A 25,118-nucleotide genomic window follows, 5' to 3' on the forward strand; every position below is an offset into this window, starting at 1 on the left:
CAACCGCCACCAGGGGGTCGCCCCTGCCCGTACGGGGGGCGTTCCGGCCGTTCCCGGAGCGAGAGCCGGCTTCCGGATCGTTCAGGGGGCCCGGCTTCGGAACGCCGGCCGTTCCCGTGCGGGAGGCTGCTCGATCCCGTGCGCCCCGGGCCGGCCTAGGCCAGCCCCCGGCGCGCCACCGCCGGAGGCCGGTGCCCGGCGATGGACGCGACCATGTCCAACACCTGGCGCGTCTCGGCAACCTCATGGACCCGGTACACCTGAGCCCCCAGCCACGCCGACACCGCCGTCGTGGCGAGCGTACCGAGCAACCGTTCCTTCACCGGGCGGTCCAGTGTTTCGCCCACGAAGTCCTTGTTGGAGAGGGACACCAGCACCGGCCAGCCCGTCGCGACCATCTCGTCCAGCCGCCGCGTCGCCTCCAGGCTGTGCCGTGTGTTCTTCCCGAAGTCGTGCCCCGGGTCGATCAAGACCGCCTCCCGCGGCACGCCCAGCGACACCGCCCGTTCGGCCAGTCCCACGGTCACGCCGAGGATGTCGGCCATGACGTCGTCGTACGTCACTCGGTGCGGGCGGGTCCGCGGCTGCGCACCACCCGCGTGCGTGCACACCAGCCCCACCCCGTACCGCGCCGCGACTTCCGCGAGTCCGGGATCCACCCCGCCCCACGCGTCGTTCAGCAGGTCCGCGCCCGCCTCGCACACGGCCTCGCCGACCTCGGCCCGCCAGGTGTCCACGCTGATGATCACATCGGGGAACCGGCGTCGCACCTCCGCGACGAAGCCGACCGTCCGGTGGGCCTCTTCCTCGGCCGTCACCTCTTCGCCCGGCCCGGCCTTCACCCCGCCGATATCGATGATCGCGGCGCCCTCGGCGACGGCCTGTTCGACGCGCGCGAGCGCCGGCTCGTCGCGGAAGGTGGCTCCTCGGTCGTAGAAGGAGTCGGGGGTCCGGTTCACGATCGCCATGACCACCAGCTCGTGCGGCCCGAATTCCCGCCTGCCCAGCCTGAGCATCCGCTGTGACCTCTCCTCGTGCGTCCCGCAGTACGGCGCCTGCGACCCTAGCCGCCAGACTCGCATGGCACGATCGGACCCTGACAGTTTCAGCATCCGGCACAGAGTGTGGGGACCCTCGGCGATGGTGATGTTCTTGTTCCTGATCGTCGCGCTGGCCGTCGTGGTCGCCGCGGTGACACTCGCCGTGGTGAGCGGCGGTGAGGGCGGCGCGTTGCCCGAGGTGGCGCCGGAGCGGCTGGAGGATCCGCTGCCCGCCGACCGCCCGGTGGACCGGGCCGATGTGGAGGACCTGCGCTTCCCGGTCGTCCCGCGCGGCTACCGCATGGCCGACGTCGATGACGCACTGGGCCGTCTCGCCGCCGAACTCGCCGAGCGGGACGCCCGGATCGGCGATCTGGAAGCCGCGCTGGCCGGAGCCCGAGCCGTCACCGGGCAGGTCCGGCTGGACAAGCCCGAGCAGCCCGAGCAGGGGGACCAGCGATGAGCGACGGAGCCGCCCTTGCCGGGCCGGACGGGGGCCTGCGCTGTCCGTGGGCCCTGTCCACCGAGGACTACGTGGCCTACCACGACCAGGAGTGGGGCCGCCCGGTCCACGGAGATGACGCCCTCTTCGAGCGGGTCAGCCTAGAGGCCTTCCAGTCCGGCCTGTCCTGGATCACGATCCTGCGCCGCCGCCCCGGTTTCCGTGCTGCCTTCGCCGGCTTCCGCATCGAGGAGGTCGCCGCCTTCTCCGATGAGGACCGCGAGCGGCTGCTGGCCGACCCCGGCATCATCCGCAACCGCGCCAAGATCGACGCGACGATGGCGAACGCGCGGGTGCTCGCCGGCTGGGCAACGGGCGAGCTGGACGAGTTGATCTGGTCCCACGCTCCGGATCCGGCCGGCCGCCCGGCTCCGAAGACCCTTGCCGACGTTCCGGCGATCACCCCCGAGTCCACCGCCCTGTCGAAGGCACTGAAGAAGCGTGGTCTCAGATTCGTCGGCCCGACGACGGCGTACGCGCTGATGCAAGCGTGCGGGCTGGTGGACGATCACCTGGAAGCCTGCGTCGCGCGTACCTCCGGTCCGTCTCGCGGTGCCCCCTCAGGGGGAGTTCCGGCACCGGGCCGGTGACGCCGTAGCGGGCGTTTGGGGCCGTAGCCTCCCAGCGCCCCGCCACGGCACACGATCGCCGGCTACCGGCCGAGGTACTTCGGCCTCTCCTTGTTCACGAACGCCTGCACCGCGATCGCGTGGTCCTCGGACTGCCCGGCGCGGGTCTGCAGCTCGTCCTCCTTCTCCAGCGTCTCGGCGAGGGAGTGCGTCAGGCCGAAGGCCACCGCCTCCTTCAGTGCCGCGTACGCCACCGTCGGGCCCTGGGCCAGTGCCCGCGCGGTCTTCTCGGCCTCGGCTCGCAGCTCGGGCGCGGGGACGACCCGGTTGGCGATGCCCAGCTCAAGGGCGTCCTGGGCGCTGATGCTGCGCGGGAAGAGCAGCAGGTCGGTGGCGCGGCTGGGGCCGACCACACGGGGAAGGGTCCAGGAGATCCCGGAGTCTGCGGTCAGCGCGACGCCGGCGAAGGAGGTGTTGAAGCCCGCTGTGTCGGCCACGATCCGGTAGTCGGCCGCGAGCGCGAAGCCGAGGCCGGCCCCGGCCGCGACTCCGTTCACCGCTGCGACCACCGGCTTGGGCGCCCCGGCGAGGGCCCGCACGATCGGGTTGTAGTGCTCCTTGACCGTACTCATCGTCTGCCCGGCCCCGGTCTCCCGGTCCTCGGCGAGCAGTCCGATGTGCTCCTTGAGGTCTTGGCCCACGCAGAACGCGCGTTCTCCGGCGGCGGTCAGCAGGATCGCCCGTACGGCCGAGTCCCCGGCCGCTGCCTCCGCCGCCTCCCGTAGGGCGACCTTGGACGCGACGTTCAGCGCGTTCATCGCATCGGGGCGGTTCAGCGTGATCGTCGCGAGTCCGTCGCTCACCTCGTAGAGCACGGTGTCTGCCATGGGGCATCCCCTCCGGTGTCGCCGATGGTGACGTACCGCTCAGTACGTCCATGTCTGAAGGACAGCATGGCGGAGATCGCCGTCCAAGAGCCGGACCGGACGTGTGACCTGCGTCAAAGAAAACCGGAGTGGAGTCGGCTGGTGGGTGTCCGCACGGTGGCGCAGTATCGCAGCCACATCGCCGAATTGGGTGGTTTTGCTCGCGCGCGTTGCCCAAGCGATGCCGACCGATGTTGGTCATCGGGTCCTGCGATGCGGGATAATGGCTGGGAAGCAATGTGTTCGATGCCGGTGTCGCGTGTCCGTTTCGGTTCGTGGATGCCCCTTCCGGGGCCGTCGGCAGACGATGAGCTGGTTTCAGGAAGGGGAACGAGCATGGCGGCCATGAAGCCGCGGACGGGCGATGGCCCGCTCGAGGTGACCAAGGAGGGGCGGGGCATCGTCATGCGCGTTCCGCTCGAAGGCGGCGGTCGACTCGTCGTCGAGCTGACCCCTGACGAGGCCGAGGCGCTCGGCGATGCCCTCAAGAAGGTCGTCGTCTGACGTTAGTCATCTGTCCTCCCGGCTGCCCCGGCACCGTACGCGGTGTCGGGGCAGCCGTGTTCCCGGCCGTCCTGGCCCGCGGTCTTACCGTTTGGCGGCGCACAGCAGCCCGTCGCCCACCGGCAGCAGTGACGGCACCAGCTCCTGGCTCTCGCGCACCGTGCGCAGCAGCTCCCGCAGGCGGAGCACCTCCGGCGGCTGTGGCCCCGAGTCGACCGTGCGGCCGTCGGCGAAGACGCCCTCGAAGACCACCAGGCCCCCCGGACGCAGCAGGCGCAACGATTCAGCGAGATAGTCCACGTACTCCAGGCGGTCCCCGTCGCAGAAGACGAGGTCATAGCCCGCGTCCGCGAGCCGGGGCAGCACGTCCAGGGCGCGGCCCGGGATGAAGCGGGCCCGGTTGCTGGCGAAGCCGCAGGCGCGGAAGGCCTGCCGGGCGAACTGCTGGTGCTCCGGTTCCAGATCGACCGTGGTCAGCACCCCGTCCGCACGCATGCCGTGCAGCAGATGGATTCCGGAGACCCCGCAGCCGGTGCCGATCTCCGCGACCGCCTTGGCGTCCACCGAGGCGGCGAGCAGTCGCAGCGCGGATCCCGTGCCGGGAGACACCGAGCGCAGCCCTGCCTCCAGGGCCCGCTCACGGGCCCAGTGCAGTGCTTCGTCCTCGGCGACATAGGCGTCGGCGAACGCCCAGCTCGTCTGCCGGTTGCCGGTAATGACCCTCTCCTGTCCCCGCGGTTGCCTCGGCGTGACTGTATCCGTTGGCGTCGGGAACCCGCAGATGGGACCGGGCGTTTAAAGGGTTGACCGGGTGACCGGGGAGGCAACGGGGGGTAAGAGGTGGTTCAGGACACCGAGCGCGTGCTGATACAGCCGTGCGCGTCGCATCAGCAAGTATCAAATTCTCGTAAAACCGCTTATCCGGAGCTAACGGGCGAGGTGGCTATGGTAGGGGCTCCACTGGACACCACCAGAGCCGACAGGGGAGGTGCGGCCACGCCCGGGGATCGGGGTGGAGTGCTGCGGCGCTTCCTCGGGTCGGCGGGCAGGCCGAAATCCGTGACCTACACCGCTGCTGACAGCCACGCCGCCGGCTTCGCCGCAGGCGACGCCCAGACCGCGACCTTCTCCACCGACGCGGACGGGCAGGCGTGGACTCCGCCCACGTGGGAGGAGATCGTCAGCACGCACAGCAGCCGCGTCTACCGCCTGGCCTACCGTTTGACAGGTAACCAACACGACGCCGAGGACCTCACCCAGGAGGTCTTCGTCCGGGTGTTCCGGTCCCTGTCGACCTACTCACCGGGCACCTTCGAGGGGTGGCTGCACCGCATCACCACGAACCTCTTCCTGGACATGGTCCGGCGCAAGCAGCGTATCCGCTTCGACGCCCTCGGTGACGACGCGGCCGAGCGTCTGCCCAGCCGCGAGCCCACCCCACAGCAACTCTTCCATGACGCCCATTTCGACGCCGACGTCCAGCAGGCCCTCGACACGCTTGCGCCCGAGTTCCGCGCCGCCGTCGTGCTGTGCGACATCGAGGGGCTGTCGTACGAGGAGATCGCCGCGACCCTGGGCGTGAAGCTCGGCACCGTGCGCTCCCGTATCCACCGGGGCCGCTCCCAGCTACGCAAAGCCCTCGCGCACCGCTCCCCGGAGGCCCGCGCGGCCGAGCGGCGCTCCTTCCTGACCCGCGTGCCCGCTCTGGGGGGAGGGGGCGCGACCGCGTGAGTGGAACATGGCCGAACCCAGTCGAGAAGGCGCACCTCGCAGAGCAGCATCTGGGAGACCGGCTCTCCGCCCTGGTGGACGGAGAGCTCGGGCATGAAACGCGTGAGCGGGTCCTCGCACACCTGGCCACCTGCGCACGGTGCAAGGCGGAGGCGGAAGCGCAGCGCGCGCTGAAGAACGTGTTCGCCGAGGCGGCCCCGCCTCCGCCCTCGGAGAGCTTCCTGGCCCGCCTTCAGGGCCTTCCCGGGGGAGGAGGCCTGGACGGCGGCGGCACGCCGTCGTCCAGGGGTGGACCCCACGCAGACGTGCCGGACTCCGGAACCTCCGGGGCCTTCGGAATGCGGCGCGGTGAACGCTTCGCGTTCGGATACGTTCCGGCCCGACCGCACCACCCCGCCCCCGAGCGGCAGGAGCGCGGCTTCCGCATCCAGCCTGTCGGCCGCCCGGACGACGGCCGCTCGGCCCCGCGCGGTCTGCGGTTCGCGTTCGTCGCCGCCGGCGCGGTTTCACTGGCCGCGGTGGCCCTCGGCGGAGTGACCCTCGCGGGTTCGGGCGGCATGACTGCAGAGGCCCGCGGTGGCGGCACCGGAACCGGCAGCAACGTGTTCCCGGCCGGCTCGGCGGGCACGGGCACCGGCAGGGGGACGGGAGCGCCCACGCCCGACACCCAACGTCGCCGTTCGGTGGGACCACTGCTCACCCAGGGCGGAATGGGCCGGACGCCGATGGCACCGACCTCCCTGTCCGCGCCGTTGCTGCCCGGAGCGTCCTCCCCCGTTCCGAAACGGGCTCCGGACGACAGCGCGGGAAGCCTGACGGCGCCGGTGACCGCGGGAGCGGCCGTCCTGTCCCCGCTGATACGTTCGCTGCACGATTCCGTGTTCCTCCCCCTGCGTAACCGGTCCGTACCTCCCGCGGCGACCGGCTCCGGTCTGCTGCCCGCCCTTGCCCCCGTCCCCGACACCACCCCCGCTCCTTCGGCGTTCCCCACGCCCCCCGTTCACCCGGCGTCGCCCGTTCACCCGGCGTCCCCCACGGCCCTCGCTCACCCGGCATCCCCGACCGCTCCCCACCAGACCCCCTGACGGGTCTCTGCACCGGACCGCGAACCTGGTTGAATCCCGTGAGGACCGTGCCCGCGGCGATGGTCCGGGTGCAGAGTCGACGTTCCGTTGCCGCTGCCCGAGCGCGCGGTCAGCCGTGGAGAGAGCATGAACGAGGGGAACCGCGTCCCGCCGGGGAGAGGGCTGGAGGGCGCGGCGGCGGTGGCGGCCGCCGAGGCAAGCGAGAGCGTCGTACCGGAAGGCGTCCTGGCCGATGAGACCGCGCCGGGAACCGAGCCGGACCGTCCGGTGATCGGGCCGGAACGCGGAGCCGATACGGGAGCGCCAGGGGGCGCGGCCGGTGACGCCGAAGGGGATTTCGAGCTGGCCAAGCCGGTGGCGTCTCCCGTACCGGCCCCGCGGGAGGGCGAACGGGAGGACGGCGACGGGCCCGGCGTGGTGGGAGGACCGGGCCGGGCTGCGGCTCAAGCGGCGGGCAGCGCCCCCTGGGCCGCTTCGGCCGAGCGCCCGACGCCGTTGCACGCCCCCGACCCCTACAGCACCCCACCGTACGGCGAGCCAGGCCCCTGGGCTCCGGCACCGCCCGTGCAGCACCCGACGGTCACTCCGGTGCAGAGGGCGGCCGTACCTCAGACCGCCACTCCGTCGGCACCGGCGCCGGCACCCGGCAGCCCCGTACCGGTCCCTGTGGTCCGTCCACCGGCGCCTGCACCAAGGGTGGCTTCGGCATCCGTGCCGGCGGCTTCTGCGCCGCCGGCTGAGGCTCCGGCCCCGGCGTCGGCAGTGGCCACTCCCGAGTCGTCAGGGGCCGTGGCCGCCCCCTGGGGCCGCTACGGTCCCTGGGGCGCGGGCTCACCCGAGGAAGAAGCGCTCGCACACGCCCCGGGGCAGCAGACCGCTGCCGCCATGTCGACGTATGGCCAACACGCTGGACGGGCGAAGCGGCGCCTGCTCGGGTGGGCTCTGGTGATCGCGCTCGTCTCCGCCGGCATCGGTGGGGTCGCCGGAGCCTATGTCGAGCGTGACGGGTTGGGCGGTGGTGTACACCTTCCGCAGGCCGGGGGCGTGCCCGCCGGGCGGGCGCCGGACAGTGTGGCCGGGATCGCCGCCCGCGCGCTGCCCAGCGTCGTCACGTTGCACGTCACCGGGGCCGACGAGGCGGGCACCGGCACCGGCTTCGTGCTCGACACCGAGGGGCACATCCTCACCAACAACCACGTCGTCGAATCCGCTGGGTCGGACGGCGAGGTATCCGTGACGTTCAGCAGCGGCGACTTGGCCAAGGCCAAGGTCGTCGGCCGGGATAGTGGCTACGACCTCGCCGTCGTGCAGGTGCACGGCGTCCACGGGCTGACCCCGCTCCCTCTGGGTAATTCCGACGACGTTCGGGTCGGCGACCCCGTCGTCGCCATCGGGGCCCCTTCGATCTGGCCAACACCGTCACCGCTGGCATCATCAGCGCCAAGGAACGCCCCCTCACCAGTGGCGGGACGAAGGGCGACGGCAGCGACGTGTCGTATGTGGACGCCCTGCAGACGGATGCCGCCATCAACCCGGGCAATTCCGGCGGCCCCCTTCTCGACTCCCGGGCCGAGGTCATTGGCATCAACTCCGCCATCCGCTCCGCCGCCGGCGCCTCCGACCTGGACGGCAGCCAGTCCGGGTCCATCGGCCTCGGTTTCGCCATCCCGATCAACCAGGCCAAGCGCGTCGCCGAGGAGCTGATCAACCACGGTCACGCCACGCACCCGGTGATGGGCGTCACGCTCGACATGGGTTACCCCGGCGACGGCGCCCGCATCGACGACGCGAGCGTGAGCGGCGGCCCAGCCGTCGTCAAGGGCGGCCCCGGTGAGCGGGCCGGTCTCAGAGCGGGTGAGGTGATCACCGAGGTCGACGGCGGGCGTGTCCACACCGGTGCGGAGCTGATCGTCAAGGTCCGTGCCCACCGGCCCGGCGACCGGCTACGGCTGACGGTCCGACGCGACGGCATCGACCGGGAGGTCCTACTCGTGTTAGGAGCCTCGGCGCAGAACTGACAGAAGTCTCACCTCGGGGCGGTACCGGTCGGGCGGGAACGCCCGGTACCGTTGAGCGACCGAGGACATCGCAAGGAGCGTCAGGTGTTCAATGACATAGGACCACTGGAGCTGGTGACCATCATCGTGCTCGCCGTGCTCGTGTTCGGTCCGGACAAGCTCCCCAAGGTCATCCAGGACGTCACGCGGACGATCCGGAAGATCCGAGAGTTCTCGGAGAGCGCCAAGCAGGACATCCGCAGTGAGCTGGGGCCCGAGTTCAAGGACTTCGAGTTCGACGACCTCAACCCCAAGGCGTTCATCCGCAAGCAGTTGGACAGCGACGAGCTGGGGCTGAAGGAGATCCGCAGCAGCTTCGACCTGAAGGAGGAGATGGCCGAGGTCACGGATGCCGTCAACGGCCGTGACCGCGGGGCGTCGGCCGCCTCTTCCGCGCAGTTGCCGTCCTCCTCCTCGACCGGTGGGCGCGTCGACATGACGAAGAAGCCCGGGGAATCCAGCACGGACGACCGGCCGCTGTTCGACGCCGACGCCACCTAGTGCCGCACTAGACAACTGGTCCGACCCCGACACGCGGGCGCGGGTGCACGCCGTGCACGTGACGTGTTTCATAGAGCGGGACCGGCGCACACGGCTTGAACAGGCCGTTTGCGCGGCCCACGCATCCAGAGCCTGCCCTGCTGGTCTCAGCAGTGTGGATATGCTGCCAAGTTGTTGTGCGGACCGGAGCGTACGCCCGAAGGGGGGCGGGCCACCCCGGTCCGACGAGAGCGAGGAGGCGTCCGGGTAGATGGAGACGACGAGTCGGGTGGGCGCGCAGGCGCCGGCCGCGGAGGGCGAACAGCAACTCCCCTCCGCCCGGTGCACGGTCGACGGCTACCTGCGGGCGCCATTTCCGTGGTACGGCCTTGACGAGGCATTCACCGGGCCACGTTGGCTCATGCAGGTCGGCACCGCGGCCGACGGAGCCGTCGAACACGGTTCGATCGGACACGGCGACGAGCCCTCCGTGCGGATCGAGGCCGGTTCGGTCGGTGAGCCGCGGGAGAAGTTCGCGGTCGTGATCACCGTTGCCGCGCACCCCTCCAGGAGGAGCGCCGACGGCACGGGACTGCTGGAGGCGACTTCGGTCTCCTCGTCGGCGTGGCTGGCGGGAGTGGGCCTGCTGTCCTTCACCTGGCCCGGGCAGATGGATCACAGCCTGCGGGACGACTGGCTGGAACAGCAGACGGAGGCCGCATGGGCTCTGGCCGACGATCTCGACGGGCCGGAGTGGTCCCGCCTCTCCCTGCCGGTGGATGGGATCGCCGTACCGTTCCATTACCGGGAGTCGGAGTTCGGCTGGGTGCTGGCCGGTTCCACCGAGGCGGGGGTGCATCTGGGGGCCTATGGGCGGGGGATGAGCGCGTACGGGCTGGGGTTCGCGGTGGTGAAGGACATCGGCGCCTATGCGTGACGGTTGCCCGTGCGTGACGGTTGCCCGTGCGTGACGGTTGCCCGTGCGTGACGGTTGTCCGCGCACCGGTGAAGGCCGCCTCGCGCAGGAAAGTCGCCCGCCGGTGAGGGCCGCCCTCGTGCGAGGGCCGGCCAGGGGCGGCAAGAGGGGCGCCGATGGTTTCCGGCGCCCCTTTCGGCTGCGGTGACGTTCCTCAGAACTTGTTCTTCGGTGTGATGCCCAGCGACAGGCCCGACAGGCCTCGCTGCCGGCCTCCGAGCTTTCCGGCGATGGCCCGCAGCGCCGAGCCCGCCGGCGAGTCCGGGTCGCTCAGCACCACCGGCTTGCCCTCGTCGCCCCCCTCGCGGAGGCGGACGTCGATCGGGATGTTGCCGAGGACCGGGACCGTCGTACCCGTGGTGCGGGTCAGGCCGTCGGCGACCACCTGGCCACCGCCCGTGCCGAAGACATCGACCATCTCGCCGCAGTGCGGACACGGCAGGCCGGACATGTTCTCGACCACGCCGACGATCTTCTGGTGGGTTTGCACCGCGATGGAACCAGCACGCTCGGCCACCTCGGCAGCCGCCTGCTGCGGGGTCGTCACGACCAGGATCTCCGCGTTCGGGACCAACTGGGCCACGGAGATCGCGATGTCGCCGGTGCCGGGCGGGAGGTCCAGGAGCAGGACATCCAGGTCGCCCCAGTAGACGTCCGCGAGGAACTGCTGGAGCGCGCGGTGGAGCATCGGACCGCGCCAGACGACCGGGGCGTTGCCCGGGGTGAACATGCCGATGGAGATGACCTTCACGCCGTTCGCGGACGGCGGCATGATCATGTTCTCGACCTGGGTGGGGCGGCCGTCCGCGCCCAGCATGCGCGGCACGCTGTGACCGTAGATGTCGGCGTCGACAACGCCCACCTTGAGGCCGTCGGCGGCCATGGCCGCGGCGAGGTTCACGGTCACCGAGGACTTGCCGACGCCGCCCTTGCCGGAGGCGACCGCGTAGACCCGGGTGAGGCTGCCGGGCTTGGCGAAGGGGACCTCGCGTTCGGCCTGGCCGCCGCGGAGGGCCGCCGCCAGCTCCTTGCGCTGCTCATCGCTCATGACATCGAGGGTTACGTCGACGCGGGTGACGCCCTCGACCCTGGAGACCGCCTCGGTGACGCGCTGGGTGATCGTGTCGCGCATGGGGCAGCCGGAGACCGTCAGAGAGACGGTGACGGCGACTGCTCCGTCCGTGCCGGTCTCCACCGATTTCACCATCCCGAGTTCGGTGATGGGTCGGTTGATCTCGGGGTCGTTCACCGTCGCCAGTGCCTCGCGCACCGCGTCTTCCGTAGCCATAAGGACGATGGTACGGCGCGCTGAGGGGCCTCCGGGTAGCCCCTCAGCGGTCGTCTGTGTCACGTCCCGGCGACCGTTCTGTCTGCTCTGCCGGGAATACCACCTGCCCGTCGTGGCGCCTGTGGTGCTCCAGCTCCTTGACCAAGTCCTGCAACTCGGAGCGGATCCAGTCGCGAGTGGCCACCTCACCCAGTCCCATGCGCAGTGCGGCGATCTCCCTGGTCAGGTACTCGGTGTCGGCGATGGACCGCTCGTTCTGCTTGCGATCCTGTTCCAGATTCACCCGGTCGCGGTCGTCCTGCCTGTTCTGTGCGAGCAGGATCAGCGGGGCCGCGTAGGAGGCCTGCAGGGACAGCACCAGGGTCAGGAAGATGAACGGGTACTGGTCGAAGCGCAGCTCGCGGGGCGCCGCGATGTTCCACAGCACCCACATGACGATCACGACCGTCATCCAGACGATGAAACGTCCCGTGCCCAGGAACCGGGCGATCCTCTCCGAGAGCCGGCCGAAGGCCTCAGGGTCCCACTCCGGCAGGACGCGCCGACGCGGCGGCCGCGGTTGGTCCAGCCGGTGTGCACGCCGGGACGCTGCCGTGGCACCCGATGGGGCACGTTCCCGGGTGGCCTCCCGCTCAGGGGCCATGGGAACCAGCTCCCTCGTCCGCCTCGGTCGCCTCGTTCAGGTGGAACTCCGTCTCCCGCCAGTCCTCGGGCAGCATGTGGTCCAGCACGTCGTCCACGGTCACCGCGCCCAGCAAGGACCCGGCCTCGTCCACCACGGGCGCCGCCACCATGTCGTAGGTGGCGAAGAACCCGGCGATCACCGGCAGTGCGGCATCCGGGGCCAAGGGCTGCAGATCATCGTCCACCAGTGAGCTGACCAGCGTGTACGGGGGGTCACGGAGCAGCCGCTGGAAGTGCACCGTGCCCAGGTACTTGCCGGTCGGGGTCTCGTCCGGTGGGCGGCAGACGTAGACCTGTGCGGCGAGGGCCGGGGAGAGGTCCGGGTTGCGGACCCGGGCGAGCGCGTCGGCGACCGTGGCGTCCGGGCGCAGCACGATCGGCTCGGTGGTCATCAGACCGCCGGCCGCGTGTTCCTCGTACGACATCAGGCGTCGCATGTCGGCGGCGTCCGCGGGCTTCATGAGGCTCAGCAGCCGTTCCTTGTCCTCCTCGGGCAGCTCGGAGAGCAGGTCGGCCGCGTCGTCGGGGTCCATGGCCTCCAGGACGTCCGCCGCGCGTTCCTCCTTCAGTTTGCCGAGGACCTCGATCTGGTCGTCCTCGGGCAGTTCCTCCAGCACGTCGGCGAGCCGGTCGTCGTCCAGGGCTGCGGCGACCTCGGCGCGCCGCTTGGGGGAGAGGTGGTGCAGCACATTGGCGAGGTCGGCAGGGCGCAGTTGCTCGAAGGTGGCGAGCAGGCTCTCGGCGCCCTGCCCGTGCTCCTCCAGGGAGAACCCGGTGACGGCCGACCACTCTGCGGTCAACGTTTCCCCCTTGGCCCGCCGGAAGGCACCGGTCTTCTTCCCCTTGCGGACGAAGACGCGGTCGACCTCCCAGTCCCGGCGTGCGGGCAGCTGCTGCACGGACACGTCCAGGACGGTGACCTCCTCGCCGGTCTCCACCAGGGTCACGCGCCGGTCCAGCAGTTCGCCGAAGACCAGTCGCTCGGTGGGGCGCTGCTCGAAGCGTCGTACGTTCAGGACCCCCGTGGTGATGACCTGTCCGGATTCGATGCCGGTGACCCTGGTCATGGGCAGGAAGATGCGGCGCCGGGTGGACAGCTCGACGACCAGCCCGAGGACGCGTGGGGGCCGGCGCCCGACGCGCAGCATGACGACCAGATCGCGGACGCGGCCCACCTGGTCGCCGGCCGGGTCGAAGACGGGGACCCCGGCGAGGTGCGAGACGAAGATCCGGGGGGCGCCGGCTGCCATGGCTCTGCTTTCTCTGTTGTCGCTGCTTGCGTGGCCTGGAACCGCTTTGTCGTTTCGGTCCTCCGGTTGTTCGTGAATTGCTCGGAATTGCCCGCACGGGTGCGCTTCAGGCTAGCCCGTGCCGGTCGGATACGCCCTGGTGGGGGGTCCGGACGGACTGACTCCGCTAGGTGGGCGCGGCACCGGTACGCTGCCGTACGCCGCTCCGGAACCGGTGACGAGGACACGCGACGACCGCCGGCGGCAGGGGCCGGTAGTAGGAATCGTCAGAAAGGTGTCCCCACCCGTGACTGCGACTCCCCACGGCCGAACCCGGCGGGCCGCGCCGGTGACCGCGATGTGTGCCCTGGCCGTGACGGGGGCAGCTGTGCTGACGGGGTGCGGTGGTGACGACCCGGACGCGGGGACGAACGGTGTGGGCAGGCTGCCCGCCGACAAGATCCAGGCGCAGACCCGGGCGGCGGCTGACGCGGCACCGGCGGTACGGCTGTCCGGGACCGTGGTCACCAGCGGCCGTACGTACACACTGGACATGCGACTCAAGGCTGCCGGTGGGACGGGGTCGGTGACGTCACGGGGCACCACCTTCAGACTGCTCAGGGTCGGCAAGCAGCTGTATCTGAAGGCCGGCGCGGACTTCTGGAACCACACCGACGGCAGCGACGGCGCCGCGGGCAAGCTGAACGGCAAGTACGTGAAGGTGCCTCAGGGGGATCCCGCCTACCAGAAGTTCAGCGGCTTCACGGACAAGAACGTCCTCCTCCACGGGCTGCTGACACTCCATGGCACGCTGGCCACGGACGGTCACCACGACCAGTCGGGCACCCGCACGATCCGCATCACCGGCGACCGTGGCTCCGGGGGCACCCTGGACGTCTCCCTCCAGGGCAAGCCGTATCCGTTGCGCCTGGTGCGCGCCGGTGACGCGGGCACCCTCCGCTTCTCGGACTGGGGCAAGGACTTCGCCGTCACCGAACCCGCGAAATCGGAGACGGTGGACTACGGCAAGAAGTTGCCGGCTTCCTAGCCTTGGAGGCCTTGGAGGCCTTGGAGGCCTTGGAGCGCTTGGGGGCCTTGGAGGGCTTTGGGGCGGCGAGGCTGGTCGTCCGCCGCCCTCCGCCGCCCGGGCGTCACTTCCTGCGACGTTTGGCCAGCAATTTCGGCAGGCCCGCGGGGACCGGCCGACGCGTCGTCGCAGGCGACGGCAGTGGCGGCTCGGTCAGACTTCCGGAGGGCATCGGTGCCACATCACCGTCGGGCACCAGGCGGAGCACCCGGCACTCGCGGGACCAGCGGCCCAGCATCCCTTCGCCGTCGGGGGCGTTCAACCGCTTCCCCTTCAGCTCGGCGACCACCGCCTCCCACTCCGGGGACCCGGAAACCAGTTCAGACACGGCCACCGGAAACGACACCAGCCGGCCCCCCTTGTCCTTGCTGCGCACGGTCACCTCGGCCACGCCCCCGTCCATGAGCGCGGGCAGCGGCTGTTCACCGGGTCCGTCACCGACCAGACACACCGCACCCTCGTGCCACACGTGCCACAGCGCGCGTGCGGCGGGGGCCCCGGCGCCTCTGACCCAGAGGAGGCCGGACTTCTTCGAGGCTTCCTCGATGAGGGACCGGTCGAGCAGCTCGCTTGTCATGCGTCCAGCCTAACCAGGCCGGCTCACAGCCAGCCGTTGCGCTTGAGCGTGCGGTGGATGCCCAGACACAGGGCGACCGTGACGCCCATGATCACCGGATAGCCGTACTTCCAGTGCAATTCGGGCATGTAGTCGAAGTTCATACCGTAGACCCCGCATACCATCGTGGGTACGGCGATGATGGCTGCCCACGCGGTGATCTTGCGCATGTCCTCGTTCTGCGCGACGGACGCCTGCGCGAGGTTGGCCTGGAGGATGGAGTTGAGGAGCTCGTCGAAGCTCATGACCTGCTCCTGGACCCGGGCCAGGTGGTCGGCGACGTCCCGGAAGTACTTCTGGATGTCCGGGTCGACCAGCCGCATCGGCCGTTCACTCAGCAGCTGCATGGGGCGTAGCAGTGGGGCCACCGCGCGCTTGAACGCCAGCACCTCGCGCTTGAGCTGGTAGATGCGCGCCGAGTCCACACCACGCGAGACGCCACCCTTGCGGCCAGGAGAGAAGACCTCGGTCTCGACCTCGTCGATGTCGTCCTGCACTGCGTCCGCGACCGCGATGTAGCCGTCCACGACGTGGTCGGCGATCGCGTGCAGCACCGCCGAGGGGCCCTTGGCCAGGAGTTCGGGGTCGTCCTGGAGCCGGTGCCGCAGCGCTCGGAGCGAACCCTGGCCGCCGTGCCGGACGGTGATGAAGAAGTTCCCGCCGGTGAAGCACATGACTTCGCCCGTCTCGACGACTTCGCTGTTGGCGGTGAGCTGGTCGTGCTCAACGTAGTGAATGGTCTTGAAGACGGTGAACAGTGAGTCGTCGTACCGCTCCAACTTCGGCCGTTGGTGCGCTTGCACCGCGTCCTCGACGGCCAGCGGGTGTAGCCCGAACTCGCTTGCGATACCCGCGAATTCGGCCTCGGTCGGCTCGTGCAGTCCGATCCACACGAAGCCGCCGTCGCGCCGTACCAGCCGCATCGCCTCCTGTGGGGTCAGTGGCTTGTCGCTTGCCACTCGGGCCCCGTCGCGGTACACGGCGCAGTCCACGACGGCCGACGGCGTTCCGGGGGCGCGGGTGGTGTCGTACGAGACGCCGGCGTCCCCCCGTAGCGAGACGCGGGACGACGGGCGGACCACGGCGCGCAGGTCGCGGATCATCGACATGGGCAGGCTCCTTCGCAGGCGGGCAACGACAGCGCGCCGACGACGGTTGGAACTTCCCGGAATGGGGACGGTCCTGGAGAGGTCTTCCTGCCCTTCGGGCAGAGAAGGAGGTTTGGCACGTCCGCAAAGCGGGGAGCACCGCACCATCGCGGTGGCGACTGCGCTGCTGATGCAGAACTGACGCAGAACTGACCCGAACCAGACGGATCCGAGGGACCAGTCGCGCCGGACAGATCAGGTGAAGCGAAACGAAGTGCTCTTCCGAACGGCGACGCGCGCGGAGAGGCGGTAGCCAGCCGGTAACTACATCAGCGGGCGGAAGAGCGGGTGGTACTGCACGGTCGACTTCGATCCATGACAGCCCCACCTCCTCCGGCCGGTCCCTCGTAAGGGAGTCTCGTCGGTGTCGGGACCCGATAGCGCCGCTTCTGCGTGCTGCCCCGAAACCACCGGCTCACCGTACCAGCCGCCCGTACTGTCAAGGTGCCGCTTTGCCCGCAGCTGACGAGTTCTATGCTCGCCGCATGGTTGATGTTCTTCCTCTGGTCGAGGCACGGTTGCACACCGCGCTGGGCGAACCGGACGCGCGTGCCGCGGTCACCTTCCTCGGTGCGGACCGCATCGAAGTGCTCCGCTTCCAGGAGGCAGACGTCCTCAGGTACGCCACCCTTGGTATGTCCCGGCACCCCATGACGGACCCCACGGCGATGGTCGCGGACCCGGTCGAGGGTCCCAGGGCCGAACTGGTTCTGTCCGTCCGTGCGGGCGTCGCCGACACGGCCAAGGTGCTCCGCCCGCTTGCCGTCCTCGCGGCATCCCCCCAGGTGGAGGGCCTGGTGGTGGTCCCCGGCGCGTCATTGGACGTGGGTGAGCCGTTGTGGCCCGACGCCCCCTTCACCTCGGTCCTGGTGGGCGAATCAGGGGGGCTCGTGGAGGATCTGGAACTGGACGCACCGATGGACCCCGTACGGTTCCTGCCGCTGTTGCCGATGACACCGAACGAGGCCGCGTGGAAGCGGGTGCACGGTGCTCAGGCCCTCCAGGAGCGCTGGCTCGCGCAGGGGACGGATCTGAGGGATCCCTCCCGCCGGTCCGTCCCGCTCGACTGACCCAAGGTGAGCAAGCTCACCAAGTCCATTCCCTGAAAGGTCAGTTGGTCGAGGCGCCGATGCCGTCCTCGGCGGCACCTCCGCGTTCCGTTCCTCCGCCTCGGGGTGTGAGGGCCCGGCGCCGTACGGGCGACCACCGCCGCACCCGGCAAGGCGGTGACCGACAGCACCTTCACCTTCACCGAGCCGAACCGCTTCCGCACGTTCTGCACGCGCGGGGGTGACGTGGTTGGTTCATGCGCGCACGGGGTTGGCGCCTCCAATGAGTGCATTGTGCATTTAGTGGGGGACGGGCAGCTGTTCCGTCCGGACGGGTGATCGTCCTTGACGTGAGCGAGCAGGGGTAGGAGCGTGGAGCCCTATGAGGGGCGAACCCAGTTGCCCGAGGTGCGGTGGCCGGGTCAGGGCTCCCGGCCTCTTCGCCGATTCGTGGCAGTGCGATGTGCACGGCACGGTGTTTCCGCTGCAGCCCGTGATCCCGCCCAGTGTCGAGGCTCTTGCTGCCATCGTGCAGCGCACCCGTGTCCCGGTGTGGATGCCGTGGCCGCTGCCGGTCGGCTGGCTCTTCACGGGTGTGGCTTATGCGGGTGACGAGCGCAGTGGTGGTCGAGCCGCCGTTGTGGCCTGTTCCGGTCCCGCTCCGCTCGGTGGGCCGGGGGAGCTGATCCTGGTCGCCGAGGAACTCGGCGTCGGCCTCGGTGCGCGGTACGCGGGCATTGACGGCCCGGATCCGGGCCCGTACATCAGTGTCGAGAAGCCACCCCAGGCCAAGCTGTTGGCCGCCGGTCGGCCGACTCCGCTCTGGCACGTCTCGGCCACCCCGGACGATCGGGCCGTCTTCGCTGGTGAGGCGCTGGGGCTGTGGTTGTGGGCGGTGGTGTGGCCCGAACAGTCGGGGCTGATGATGTACGACGAACTGGTGCTGACCGATCTGCGGGACGCGGGAGCGGAGCTGGACCTGGTGCCGTGCGGGGCGCTGTCGCCGCGCCTGCTCCGGCCGTAGGGGCGGCGCCCCGCCCTTCCCCAGTCTTCCTGGCTCGCGCTGTTCGCGCGGCGGTCGGCGGTGTAGTGCCTGGGTGGGCGGGGTGAGGTGTGTAGGGGGTGCACTGCTGCTGCGGGTGTGACAGGGCATGCCGTTCTTCCGGCTATCCTTGGTGTGTCCCCGTCCGTCCGTCCCGCCTGGAGCCCGTGTGCGTATCGATCTGCACTGTCACTCCACGGCCTCCGACGGTACGGACACCCCGGCTGAGCTGATGCGCAAGGCCGGCGCTGCCGGACTGGACGTCGTCGCGCTGACCGACCACGACACCACCCGTGGCTACCCCGAGGCCGTTGCCGCGCTTCCCGAGGGACTCACTCTGGTCACCGGCGCCGAGCTGTCCTGCCGCGTCGACGGCGTGTCGATGCACATGCTGGCCTACCTCTTCGACCCCGAGGAGCCTGCCCTGCTCGCCGAGCGTGAGCTGGTTCGGGACGACCGGATCCCGCGAGCCAAGGGCGTGGTCGCCAAGCTGAACGCGCTGGGCGTGCCGGTCACCTGGGAGCAGGTTGAGCGGATCGCCGACGGTGGCTCCGTGGGGCGCCCGCATGTCGCCACCGCGCTGGTCGAGCTGGGTGTCGTGCCGACGGTGGGCGACGCGTTCACCGAGGAGTGGTTGGCCGACGGCGGGCGGGCCTTCGTCGAGAAGCACGAGACGAACCCCTTCGAGGCGATCCGGCTTGTCAAGAGCGCGGGTGGCGTGATTGTTTTCGCGCATCCAGCCGCGGTCAAGCGCGGCCGTACGGTACCGGAGGACCGGATCGCCGAGATGGCCGAGGCCGGGCTCGACGGTATCGAGGTCGATCATGTGGACCACGACCCGGAGGCCCGGGACCGGCTCCGTGGTCTCGCGAAGGAACTGGATCTGCTGGTCACCGGCTCCTCGGACTATCACGGCAGCCGCAAGGCCGTGTCGCTGGGCGCCTACACGACCGACCCCGACGTGTACGGGGAAATCACGCGGCGGGCGACCGGGGCATTCCCCGTTCCGGGGGCCGGCGGGATCTGACGGCCCCCGCCTCTTGGGCTAGGCGCGCCTCCCTGCTCCACGCCCTCTTTCTTCCTCTGCCCCGTTACCCGTCTCACCTCTCACTCTTCACTCCGCACCTCCGTCGTGCCGCCTGTCCGTGTCGCCGGACGAGCAGCTGACGGCCGCGGCTTCACCCTGCAAGGCTCACCATGTTCGACATCGCCGTCTTCGGCTCCCTGTTCCTGACCCTTTTTGTCATCATGGATCCCCCCGGGATCACCCCGATCTTCCTCGCCCTGACGGCCGGGCGGCCGTCCAAGGTGCAGAAGCGGATGGCCCTCCAGGCCGTCTGCGTGGCGGGCGGGGTCATCGCCGTATTCGGCGTCCTGGGCCACCAGATCCTCAACTATCTGCACGTGTCCGTGCCCGCCCTGATGATTGCGGGTGGTCTGTTGCTGCTGTTGATCGCGTTGGATCTGCTCACCGGCAAGACCGATGAGCCGAAGCAGACCAAGGACGTGAACGTGGCCCTGGTGCCACTGGGCATGCCGCTGCTGGCGGGGCCCGGTGCCATCGTGTCCGTGATCCTGGCTGTGCAGAAGGCCGACAGCGTGGCGACCCAGGTCTCGGTGTGGTCCGCGATCCTCGCGATCCACGTCGTGCTGTGGCTGGTGATGCGCTATTCGCTGCTGATCATCCGGGTCATCAAGGACGGCGGCGTGGTCCTGGTGACGAGGCTCGCGGGCATGATGCTTTCCGCGATCGCCGTGCAGCAGATCATCAACGGGATCACTCAGGTGATCCGGGGGAGCTGACCCGGTGTCGGCTCGGCTCCCCCGGAAAGCTTGAGCGGCGGTGCCCGCTTACGAGGCCGGGACTTCGGCCGGGCGGATCCACAGGCGCTGCCCGACGGCGGCGGCCTGCTGAACGATCCTGTTGACGGAGGCCGCGTCTACGACGGTGCTGTCCACGGTGGTGCCGTCGACCTCGTCGAGTCGCATGATCTCGAAGCGCACGGCTTCTCCCTTCGTCTGGTCATCCTCCTGCGGAGAACTACTTGGTGCGCCGGATGAATGGCCGGCGTCGTAGTGAGTCAACGTGCCGCTTGTTACAAACATTCCCTACGCTAAAGAAATTTTTCGAACACCTAACTACTATCGAGTAGGTAGGGCGTGGGCGGAACTGAACGGGACCGGTTGTGTTCGCAGTGTGACGACCAGGACAATGGAGCCGATGAACAACGACCTTGCGGCCCTGGGTGCCCGCATCGACCGCACGAACGAGCTGCTGGAGCGCATGCTCGCCGAGGTGGCGAAGACGCCCTCCACCCATGCGATCTTCGTCGACGCGGGCTACCTGTACGCGGCCGCGGGCCGACTGGTCGCCGGCACCGAGGATCGCCGGGCGTTCGACCTCGACGCCGAAGGCCTGATCGAGGCATTGATCGACAGGGCCCGCACCATCTTCGCGGACAGCCGGTTGTTGCGCGTCTACTGGTACGACGGCGCCCGCCGTCGCATCCACACCGCCGAGCAGCAGTCCATCGCCGAGCTGCCCGACGTCAAGGTCCGCCTCGGCAACCTCAACGCCAACAACCAGCAGAAGGGCGTCGATTCACTCATCCGCTCCGACCTGGAGTCCCTCGCCCGGCACCGCGCGATCAGCGACGCGGCCCTGCTCGGCGGCGACGAGGACCTGGTCTCGGCGGTTGAGGCGGCCCAGGGCTACGGTGCCCGCGTCCATCTGTGGGGCATCGAGGCGCCGGAGGGCCGCAACCAGGCCGAGCCGCTGCTCTGGGAGGTCGACAGCCAGCGCACCCTAGACCTGGAGTTCATCAAGCCGTACGTCTCCCGCCGTACGGCCGCCGCCTACGAGGCGGGCACCGGGGCCCGCCCGACCCGCGAGGACGTCCGCTTCGTCGGGGCCCAGATCGCCGCGAAGTGGCTAGTCTCCCGGGGGCGCGAGGCACTGGTCGAGCTGCTCCCCGGCCACCCTTATCTCCCCGGCTCCGTCGACCAGGAGCTCCTGGTGGAGGCCGAGGGCCTGCTGCAGTACTCCCTGCGGGGCCAGGCGGACTTGCGCCGCGCCCTGCGGGACGGCTTCTGGGATCACCTCCAGGTGCAGTACTAGGGGGTTTCGAAAATCCTGTGCGGTGTCCGACACTGCGGGTGCTGTGCGGGACTTGCGAAACCCCCTAGGCAGGTCGGGCGAAGCCCACCGTGGTTGAACAAAGCCTCCTGTAGGGCTGCGGGGAACTACGCGACCAGCCACGACAGTGCCGCGGTCACGTGGTGGTACACGCTGCTGCACTACCGTGCGGTGCTTCCGGCAGAGCGCTCAGTGCTACTGGCCGGCCCGGGGCCCGACCCGAGAGTAGACCCCGCACCAGCGTGCACGGCGGCCCTACGCCCCGGCGGTTCGGTCGTCCCAGAAGTCGGCGATCGCCCGGGCCGTGGCAAACGGACGGTCGGTGTTGGGGGAGTGCTCAGCGCCCTCGATCACCGTCCGCCGTGCCTTCAGCCGCACCGCCATGTCATCGAGCAGAGGCAGCGGCCAGGCGTCGTCCTGCGCCCCCGACAGGACATGGAACCGCAGCGGTACGGCGGCCAGTTCGGCAACGCGATCCGGCTCCATGCACAACTGCTGCCCCGTGGCGAGGAGTTGACCCGGCTTGGTGCGCAGCCAGCGGTCCCGCAGATCGTGCCGCTCGTCCAGTCCGCTGTCCAGCGCGGCCGTCCCTGCCTCCTCGGACGCCTCCATCGCCTGGATCGTGTCCCACACCTCCGCCATGTTCATCACGGTGAGTGCGTCCCGCAGTAGCTTCACACGTTCCTGCTGGGACACCGAGATGTGCGCCGGACCGGAGGCCATCAGGGTGAGTGACAGGAAGGGCGCGTGATCGACCAGCACCGCCGCACGCGAGACCAACCCGCCGAGGGAGTGCCCCAGAAGATGCACCGGCTGCCCGAGCGCCTCCACCTGGGCCAGTACGTCCCGTGCCAACTCCTCCTGTGCGTAGGCGGGACCGTCCGCCTCGGGGCCGTCGGACTCGTATTGCCCGCGTCCGTCCACGGACACGGTTCGATACCCGCGCTCCGCGAGAGGCACGTGCAGCGGATTGAAGTCCTCCTTGCTCCCGGTGAACCCCGGCAGCAGCAGCGCGGTGCCACGGGGCTCGACCCCGGCGGCCACAGGAGCGTCGACGACGGCGAACTCACCACGCGCCGTCCGCAGGGAGTACGCACGGGCGCCGGGGGGCGGGATGAAGGTGTCGGGCCTGCTCATGAGACGAGACTATCGGGCGCGGGGATGGGACTGCGCAGGTGAGGGTGCCTACAGGAACGCCGATGGCCCGGTCCACAGAAGCGGACCGGGCCATCGGCGGTCGGTGGTGCTGTCGCGAACGACGCCGGATCAGGCCTCGGGGGCCTCCACGGCCGCCGCAGTCTTACGGGTGCGGCGCCGCGGCTTGACCTCCGGCTCCTCGGTGGTCTGCGCCGGAATCTCCGGAGCGGCCTTCTTGGCGACGGTCTTGCGGGTGCGGCGTGCCTTGGGTGTGGCTGGTTGGGGTTCGTCGGCCTTGTTGGCTTCGTTGGCTGCGTCGCTGTGGTCGTCCGTGTTGGCCGGTTCCACGGTGGTGGCCTTCTTGGTGCGGCGCGGCTTGGCCGGGGTTGCCTCGGCGGTGTCCGTTGCGGCCTTGGCGGTGGTGGTCTTGCGGGTGCGGCGCGGCTTGGCCTCGGCTTCGGGTGTGTCGGTGGTGGCCGTGGCGGTGGTGGTCTTGCGGGTGCGGCGTGCCTTGGGTGTGGCTGGTTGGGGTTCGTCGGCCTTGTTGGCTTCGTTGGCTGCGTCGCTGTGGTCGTCCGTGGTGGCCGGTTCCACGGTGGTGGCCTTCTTGGTGCGGCGCGGCTTGGCCGGGGTTGCCTCGGCGGTGTCCGTTGCGGCCTTGGCGGTGGTGGTCTTGCGGGTGCGGCGCGGCTTGGCCTCGGCTTCGGGTGTGTCGGTGGTGGCCGTGGCGGTGGCGGTCTTGCGGGTGCGGCGTGCCTTGGGTGTGGCTGGTTGGGGTTCGTCGGCCTTGTTGGCTTCGTTGGCTGCGTCGCTGTGGTCGTCCGTGGTGGCCGGTTCCACGGTGGTGGCCTTCTTGGTGCGGCGCGGCTTGGCCGGGGTTGCCTCGGCGGTGTCCACCGCGGCTTCCACCTGGATGGCCGACTCTGCGGTCTTGCGGGTGCGGCGCCGCGGCTTGGTCTCCGCAGCCGGCGTGGCCTCTGCCACCGCACTGGCAACGACGGCCGGGACGGTCGCCGGGCCGTCCACCGTCACGGGCTCGGCCGCGGCGACATCCGTCACCACGGTGTCCGTCGCAGGGCGCTCCGCGGTCTTGCGGGTCCGGCGGCGGCGCGGCTTCTCCGGAGCTTCCGGCACGGCCGGGACCTCCGCAGCGTCCACCGCCTCGACGGTGGTTTCGGTGGTTTCGGTCATCGTCGAGGCGGTCTCGGCCGTCAGCGGCTCCGCCGTCGCTCCGCCACGTGTGCGCCGGCGACGGCGCGGGGTGCGGGGAGCCGTCTCGGGCTCCTCAGCGACGGACCCGGTGGCCGGTGCGGGGGCGGTCGTAGCGGTGGAGGCGTCCACCGGGGCGCCGCTGCGTGTGCGGCGGCGACGGCGGGGCGTACGGGCCGGGCGTTCACGGTCGGCCGTGGTGGAGTCCGCAGGCCGGCCGTGGCGGCCGCGGGCCCCACGCCCGCCGGTCTCGCCCAGGTCCTCCAGTTCCTCCGCGGCCAGACCGGCACGGGTCCGCTCCGAGCGCGGCAGGACGCCCTTGGTGCCCTCGGGGATGTCGAGGTCGGAGAACAGGTGGGGGGACGTCGAGTACGTCTCCACCGGGTCGTTGAAGTCCAGGTCCAGCGTCTTGTTGATCAGTTGCCAGCGCGGGATGTCGTCCCAGTCGACGAACGTGATCGCCGTGCCCTTGGCACCCGCGCGGCCGGTGCGGCCGATGCGGTGCAGGTACGTCTTCTCGTCCTCGGGCGACTGGTAGTTGATGACGTGGGTCACACCTTCGACGTCGATGCCACGGGCGGCGACATCGGTGCAGACGAGGACGTCGACCTTGCCGTTGCGGAAGGCCCGCAGGGCCTGCTCGCGGGCGCCCTGGCCGAGGTCGCCGTGGACGGCACCGGAGGCGAAACCGCGACGCTGCAGCTGATCGGCGATATCGGCGGCCGTGCGCTTCGTACGGCAGAAGATCATCGCGAGTCCGCGGCCCTCTGCCTGCAGGATGCGGGCGACCATTTCCGGCTTGTCCATGGAGTGCGCGCGGTAGACGAACTGCTTGATGTTCGCGACCGTGGCGCCCTCGTCATCCGGGGCGGTGGCACGGATGTGCGTCGGCTGGGACATGTAGCGGCGCGCGAGGCCGATGACCGCCCCTGGCATGGTGGCCGAGAACAGCATGGTCTGGCGCGTGACCGGCAGCATGTTGATGATCTTCTCGACATCGGGCAGGAAGCCCAGGTCGAGCATCTCGTCGGCCTCGTCCAGGACAAGGCACCTGATGTGCTTCAGGTCCAGCTTCTTCTGGCCCGCGAGGTCGAGCAGACGGCCCGGGGTGCCGACGACCACGTCGACGCCCTTCTTCAGGGCCTCGACCTGGGGCTCGTAGGCCCGACCGCCGTAGATGGCCGTCACGCGCACGTTACGGACCTTGCCGGCGGTCAGGAGGTCGTTGGTGACCTGTGTGCACAGCTCGCGCGTGGGGACGACGACGAGTGCCTGCGGAGCGTTCGTGAGGGCTTCGGGGGCGGCGCGGCCGGCCTCCACGTCGGCGGGGACGGTGACGCGCTCCAGGAGCGGAAGGCCGAATCCCAGCGTCTTTCCGGTGCCGGTCTTGGCTTGGCCGATGACGTCCGTACCGGAGAGGGCGACGGGGAGCGTCATCTCCTGAATGGGGAAGGGAGTGATGATGCCGACGGCTTCCAGGGCCTCGGCGGTCTCGGGAAGGATGCCGAGTTCTCGAAACGTGGTAGTCAGGGTCATGCCTCTTCTGTGTGCGCGGTGCGAGGCGAGCGCGGGGGTCATGTCTGACCGTGCCGGGGACGTCGGCTGCCGTACGGGCGAACCACT

At 70.1% G+C, this 25,118-nt stretch carries 24 protein-coding genes and 1 pseudogene; 14 read left to right on the top strand and 11 right to left on the bottom strand.

All coding sequences use genetic code 11. From position 1 onward, the window contains the following. Positions 1-155: 155 nt before the first annotated feature. Positions 156-1,016, bottom strand: a complete 861-nt coding sequence (folP, locus tag LK06_RS21995; protein WP_043408115.1) for a dihydropteroate synthase — start codon at positions 1,014-1,016, stop codon at positions 156-158. Between the two features lie 124 nt (positions 1,017-1,140). Between folP and LK06_RS22000 the strand changes: the two genes are divergently transcribed. Both LK06_RS22000 and LK06_RS22005 read left to right on the top strand, forming a co-directional pair. Beyond that, on the top strand, positions 1,141-1,503 hold the full coding sequence (locus LK06_RS22000) for a DivIVA domain-containing protein (protein ID WP_039658010.1): 363 nt from the start codon (positions 1,141-1,143) through the stop codon (positions 1,501-1,503). Further along, entirely contained in the window at positions 1,500-2,132 is a 633-nt protein-coding gene (locus LK06_RS22005; protein WP_039658011.1) for a DNA-3-methyladenine glycosylase I, read from the top strand. The genes LK06_RS22000 and LK06_RS22005 overlap by 4 nt, the downstream gene beginning before the upstream one ends. Positions 2,133-2,194: 62 nt before the next feature. On the opposite strand, the gene chcB is transcribed toward LK06_RS22005, so the two are convergent. Further along, complete coding sequence (gene chcB / locus LK06_RS22010) at positions 2,195-2,998, bottom strand: 2-cyclohexenylcarbonyl CoA isomerase (RefSeq protein ID WP_039658013.1); 804 nt, start codon at positions 2,996-2,998, stop codon at positions 2,195-2,197. 375 nt (positions 2,999-3,373) lie between these two features. On the opposite strand from chcB, the gene LK06_RS22015 reads away from it, so the two are divergent. Then, positions 3,374-3,541: a DUF3117 domain-containing protein gene (locus LK06_RS22015; protein ID WP_018544333.1), complete on the top strand. Its 168-nt coding sequence runs from the start codon at positions 3,374-3,376 to the stop codon at positions 3,539-3,541. A gap of 84 nt (positions 3,542-3,625) precedes the next feature. Here the strand turns inward: LK06_RS22015 and LK06_RS22020 are convergent, their stop codons facing one another. Continuing rightward, complete coding sequence (locus tag LK06_RS22020; protein ID WP_071659144.1) at positions 3,626-4,324, bottom strand: O-methyltransferase; 699 nt, start codon at positions 4,322-4,324, stop codon at positions 3,626-3,628. A 234-nt stretch (positions 4,325-4,558) separates the two neighbouring features. Here LK06_RS22020 and sigE point away from each other — a divergent pair, with 234 nt between their 5' ends. From sigE to LK06_RS22045, 5 genes and pseudogenes are all read left to right on the top strand, one after another. Then, positions 4,559-5,272, top strand: coding sequence for an RNA polymerase sigma factor SigE (gene sigE, locus LK06_RS22025; RefSeq protein ID WP_039658016.1), 714 nt, complete (start codon positions 4,559-4,561; stop codon positions 5,270-5,272). After that, positions 5,269-6,357, top strand: a complete 1,089-nt coding sequence (locus LK06_RS22030) for an anti-sigma factor family protein (protein ID WP_078858886.1) — start codon at positions 5,269-5,271, stop codon at positions 6,355-6,357. Before sigE ends, LK06_RS22030 begins: the two co-directional genes overlap by 4 nt. Before the next feature lie 126 nt (positions 6,358-6,483). After that, positions 6,484-8,375 (top strand): annotated as a pseudogene (locus tag LK06_RS22035) (S1C family serine protease). Positions 8,376-8,459: 84 nt separating this feature from the next. After that, the gene (locus LK06_RS22040; protein WP_039658018.1) at positions 8,460-8,915 is read left to right on the top strand and encodes a sec-independent translocase; all 456 of its coding nucleotides are present in this window, start codon (positions 8,460-8,462) and stop codon (positions 8,913-8,915) included. Between the two features lie 250 nt (positions 8,916-9,165). Beyond that, positions 9,166-9,831 carry a hypothetical protein gene (locus LK06_RS22045; RefSeq protein ID WP_039658019.1) on the top strand — a complete coding sequence of 222 codons (666 nt, stop codon included), beginning with the start codon at positions 9,166-9,168 and terminating at the stop codon, positions 9,829-9,831. 193 nt (positions 9,832-10,024) lie between these two features. Here LK06_RS22045 and LK06_RS22050 read toward each other — a convergent pair whose 3' ends face one another. Genes LK06_RS22050 through LK06_RS22060 form a run of 3 tightly spaced genes read right to left on the bottom strand, consistent with a single transcriptional unit; the run spans position 10,025 to position 13,092 of the window. Continuing rightward, on the bottom strand, positions 10,025-11,158 hold the full coding sequence (locus LK06_RS22050) for an Mrp/NBP35 family ATP-binding protein (RefSeq protein WP_039658022.1): 1,134 nt from the start codon (positions 11,156-11,158) through the stop codon (positions 10,025-10,027). A 43-nt stretch (positions 11,159-11,201) separates the two neighbouring features. Next, positions 11,202-11,801, bottom strand: coding sequence for a DUF1003 domain-containing protein (locus LK06_RS22055; protein WP_039658024.1), 600 nt, complete (start codon positions 11,799-11,801; stop codon positions 11,202-11,204). After that, on the bottom strand, positions 11,791-13,092 hold the full coding sequence (locus LK06_RS22060) for a magnesium transporter MgtE N-terminal domain-containing protein (protein WP_039658025.1): 1,302 nt from the start codon (positions 13,090-13,092) through the stop codon (positions 11,791-11,793). The genes LK06_RS22055 and LK06_RS22060 overlap by 11 nt, the downstream gene beginning before the upstream one ends. A gap of 286 nt (positions 13,093-13,378) precedes the next feature. On the opposite strand from LK06_RS22060, the gene LK06_RS22065 reads away from it, so the two are divergent. After that, on the top strand, positions 13,379-14,119 hold the full coding sequence (locus LK06_RS22065) for a hypothetical protein (RefSeq protein ID WP_039658027.1): 741 nt from the start codon (positions 13,379-13,381) through the stop codon (positions 14,117-14,119). A gap of 103 nt (positions 14,120-14,222) precedes the next feature. On the opposite strand, the gene LK06_RS22070 is transcribed toward LK06_RS22065, so the two are convergent. Both LK06_RS22070 and LK06_RS22075 read right to left on the bottom strand, forming a co-directional pair. Then, a complete protein-coding gene (locus tag LK06_RS22070; RefSeq protein ID WP_039658029.1) occupies positions 14,223-14,735 on the bottom strand; it encodes a hypothetical protein in 513 nt (170 codons plus the stop codon). Between the two features lie 23 nt (positions 14,736-14,758). Continuing rightward, entirely contained in the window at positions 14,759-15,883 is a 1,125-nt protein-coding gene (locus tag LK06_RS22075; protein WP_039658031.1) for a magnesium and cobalt transport protein CorA, read from the bottom strand. Positions 15,884-16,407: 524 nt separating this feature from the next. Here LK06_RS22075 and LK06_RS22080 point away from each other — a divergent pair. From LK06_RS22080 to LK06_RS22095, 4 genes are all read left to right on the top strand, one after another. Further along, positions 16,408-16,992: a suppressor of fused domain protein gene (locus tag LK06_RS22080; protein ID WP_039658033.1), complete on the top strand. Its 585-nt coding sequence runs from the start codon at positions 16,408-16,410 to the stop codon at positions 16,990-16,992. Between the two features lie 361 nt (positions 16,993-17,353). After that, entirely contained in the window at positions 17,354-17,995 is a 642-nt protein-coding gene (locus tag LK06_RS22085) for a DUF6758 family protein (protein ID WP_039658035.1), read from the top strand. Between the two features lie 187 nt (positions 17,996-18,182). After that, the gene (locus LK06_RS22090; protein ID WP_039658036.1) at positions 18,183-19,040 is read left to right on the top strand and encodes a PHP domain-containing protein; all 858 of its coding nucleotides are present in this window, start codon (positions 18,183-18,185) and stop codon (positions 19,038-19,040) included. A gap of 170 nt (positions 19,041-19,210) precedes the next feature. Further along, entirely contained in the window at positions 19,211-19,816 is a 606-nt protein-coding gene (locus LK06_RS22095) for a MarC family protein (RefSeq protein ID WP_039658038.1), read from the top strand. A 48-nt stretch (positions 19,817-19,864) separates the two neighbouring features. On the opposite strand, the gene LK06_RS33830 is transcribed toward LK06_RS22095, so the two are convergent. Next, entirely contained in the window at positions 19,865-20,017 is a 153-nt protein-coding gene (locus LK06_RS33830; protein ID WP_086083458.1) for a hypothetical protein, read from the bottom strand. Between the two features lie 217 nt (positions 20,018-20,234). Between LK06_RS33830 and LK06_RS22105 the strand changes: the two genes are divergently transcribed. Beyond that, a complete protein-coding gene (locus tag LK06_RS22105; protein ID WP_039658040.1) occupies positions 20,235-21,131 on the top strand; it encodes an NYN domain-containing protein in 897 nt (298 codons plus the stop codon). A 273-nt stretch (positions 21,132-21,404) separates the two neighbouring features. Here the strand turns inward: LK06_RS22105 and LK06_RS22110 are convergent, their stop codons facing one another. Next, positions 21,405-22,286 carry an alpha/beta fold hydrolase gene (locus LK06_RS22110; protein WP_078858887.1) on the bottom strand — a complete coding sequence of 294 codons (882 nt, stop codon included), beginning with the start codon at positions 22,284-22,286 and terminating at the stop codon, positions 21,405-21,407. Positions 22,287-22,415: 129 nt separating this feature from the next. Then, positions 22,416-25,031, bottom strand: coding sequence for a DEAD/DEAH box helicase (locus LK06_RS22115; protein WP_107430821.1), 2,616 nt, complete (start codon positions 25,029-25,031; stop codon positions 22,416-22,418). Positions 25,032-25,118 lie beyond the last annotated feature (87 nt).

Origin of the sequence: Streptomyces pluripotens (genome assembly GCF_000802245.2) — a bacterium.
GTDB lineage: Bacteria > Actinomycetota > Actinomycetes > Streptomycetales > Streptomycetaceae > Streptomyces > Streptomyces pluripotens.

Coding starts and splice junctions, on each gene's coding strand:
- chcB (WP_039658013.1), bottom strand. CDS start 2,998: ATGGCAGACACCGTGCTCTACGAGGTGAGCGACGGACTCGCGACGATC.
- LK06_RS22110 (WP_078858887.1), bottom strand. CDS start 22,286: ATGAGCAGGCCCGACACCTTCATCCCGCCCCCCGGCGCCCGTGCGTAC.
- LK06_RS22005 (WP_039658011.1), top strand. CDS start 1,500: ATGAGCGACGGAGCCGCCCTTGCCGGGCCGGACGGGGGCCTGCGCTGT.
- LK06_RS22000 (WP_039658010.1), top strand. CDS start 1,141: ATGGTGATGTTCTTGTTCCTGATCGTCGCGCTGGCCGTCGTGGTCGCC.
- LK06_RS22105 (WP_039658040.1), top strand. CDS start 20,235: ATGAACAACGACCTTGCGGCCCTGGGTGCCCGCATCGACCGCACGAAC.
- LK06_RS22095 (WP_039658038.1), top strand. CDS start 19,211: ATGTTCGACATCGCCGTCTTCGGCTCCCTGTTCCTGACCCTTTTTGTC.
- LK06_RS22070 (WP_039658029.1), bottom strand. CDS start 14,735: ATGACAAGCGAGCTGCTCGACCGGTCCCTCATCGAGGAAGCCTCGAAG.
- LK06_RS22080 (WP_039658033.1), top strand. CDS start 16,408: ATGGTTGATGTTCTTCCTCTGGTCGAGGCACGGTTGCACACCGCGCTG.
- LK06_RS22015 (WP_018544333.1), top strand. CDS start 3,374: ATGGCGGCCATGAAGCCGCGGACGGGCGATGGCCCGCTCGAGGTGACC.
- LK06_RS22085 (WP_039658035.1), top strand. CDS start 17,354: ATGAGGGGCGAACCCAGTTGCCCGAGGTGCGGTGGCCGGGTCAGGGCT.
- LK06_RS22050 (WP_039658022.1), bottom strand. CDS start 11,158: ATGGCTACGGAAGACGCGGTGCGCGAGGCACTGGCGACGGTGAACGAC.
- folP (WP_043408115.1), bottom strand. CDS start 1,016: ATGCTCAGGCTGGGCAGGCGGGAATTCGGGCCGCACGAGCTGGTGGTC.
- LK06_RS22045 (WP_039658019.1), top strand. CDS start 9,166: ATGGAGACGACGAGTCGGGTGGGCGCGCAGGCGCCGGCCGCGGAGGGC.
- LK06_RS22060 (WP_039658025.1), bottom strand. CDS start 13,092: ATGGCAGCCGGCGCCCCCCGGATCTTCGTCTCGCACCTCGCCGGGGTC.
- LK06_RS22075 (WP_039658031.1), bottom strand. CDS start 15,883: ATGTCGATGATCCGCGACCTGCGCGCCGTGGTCCGCCCGTCGTCCCGC.
- LK06_RS22115 (WP_107430821.1), bottom strand. CDS start 25,031: ATGACCCTGACTACCACGTTTCGAGAACTCGGCATCCTTCCCGAGACC.
- LK06_RS22055 (WP_039658024.1), bottom strand. CDS start 11,801: ATGGCCCCTGAGCGGGAGGCCACCCGGGAACGTGCCCCATCGGGTGCC.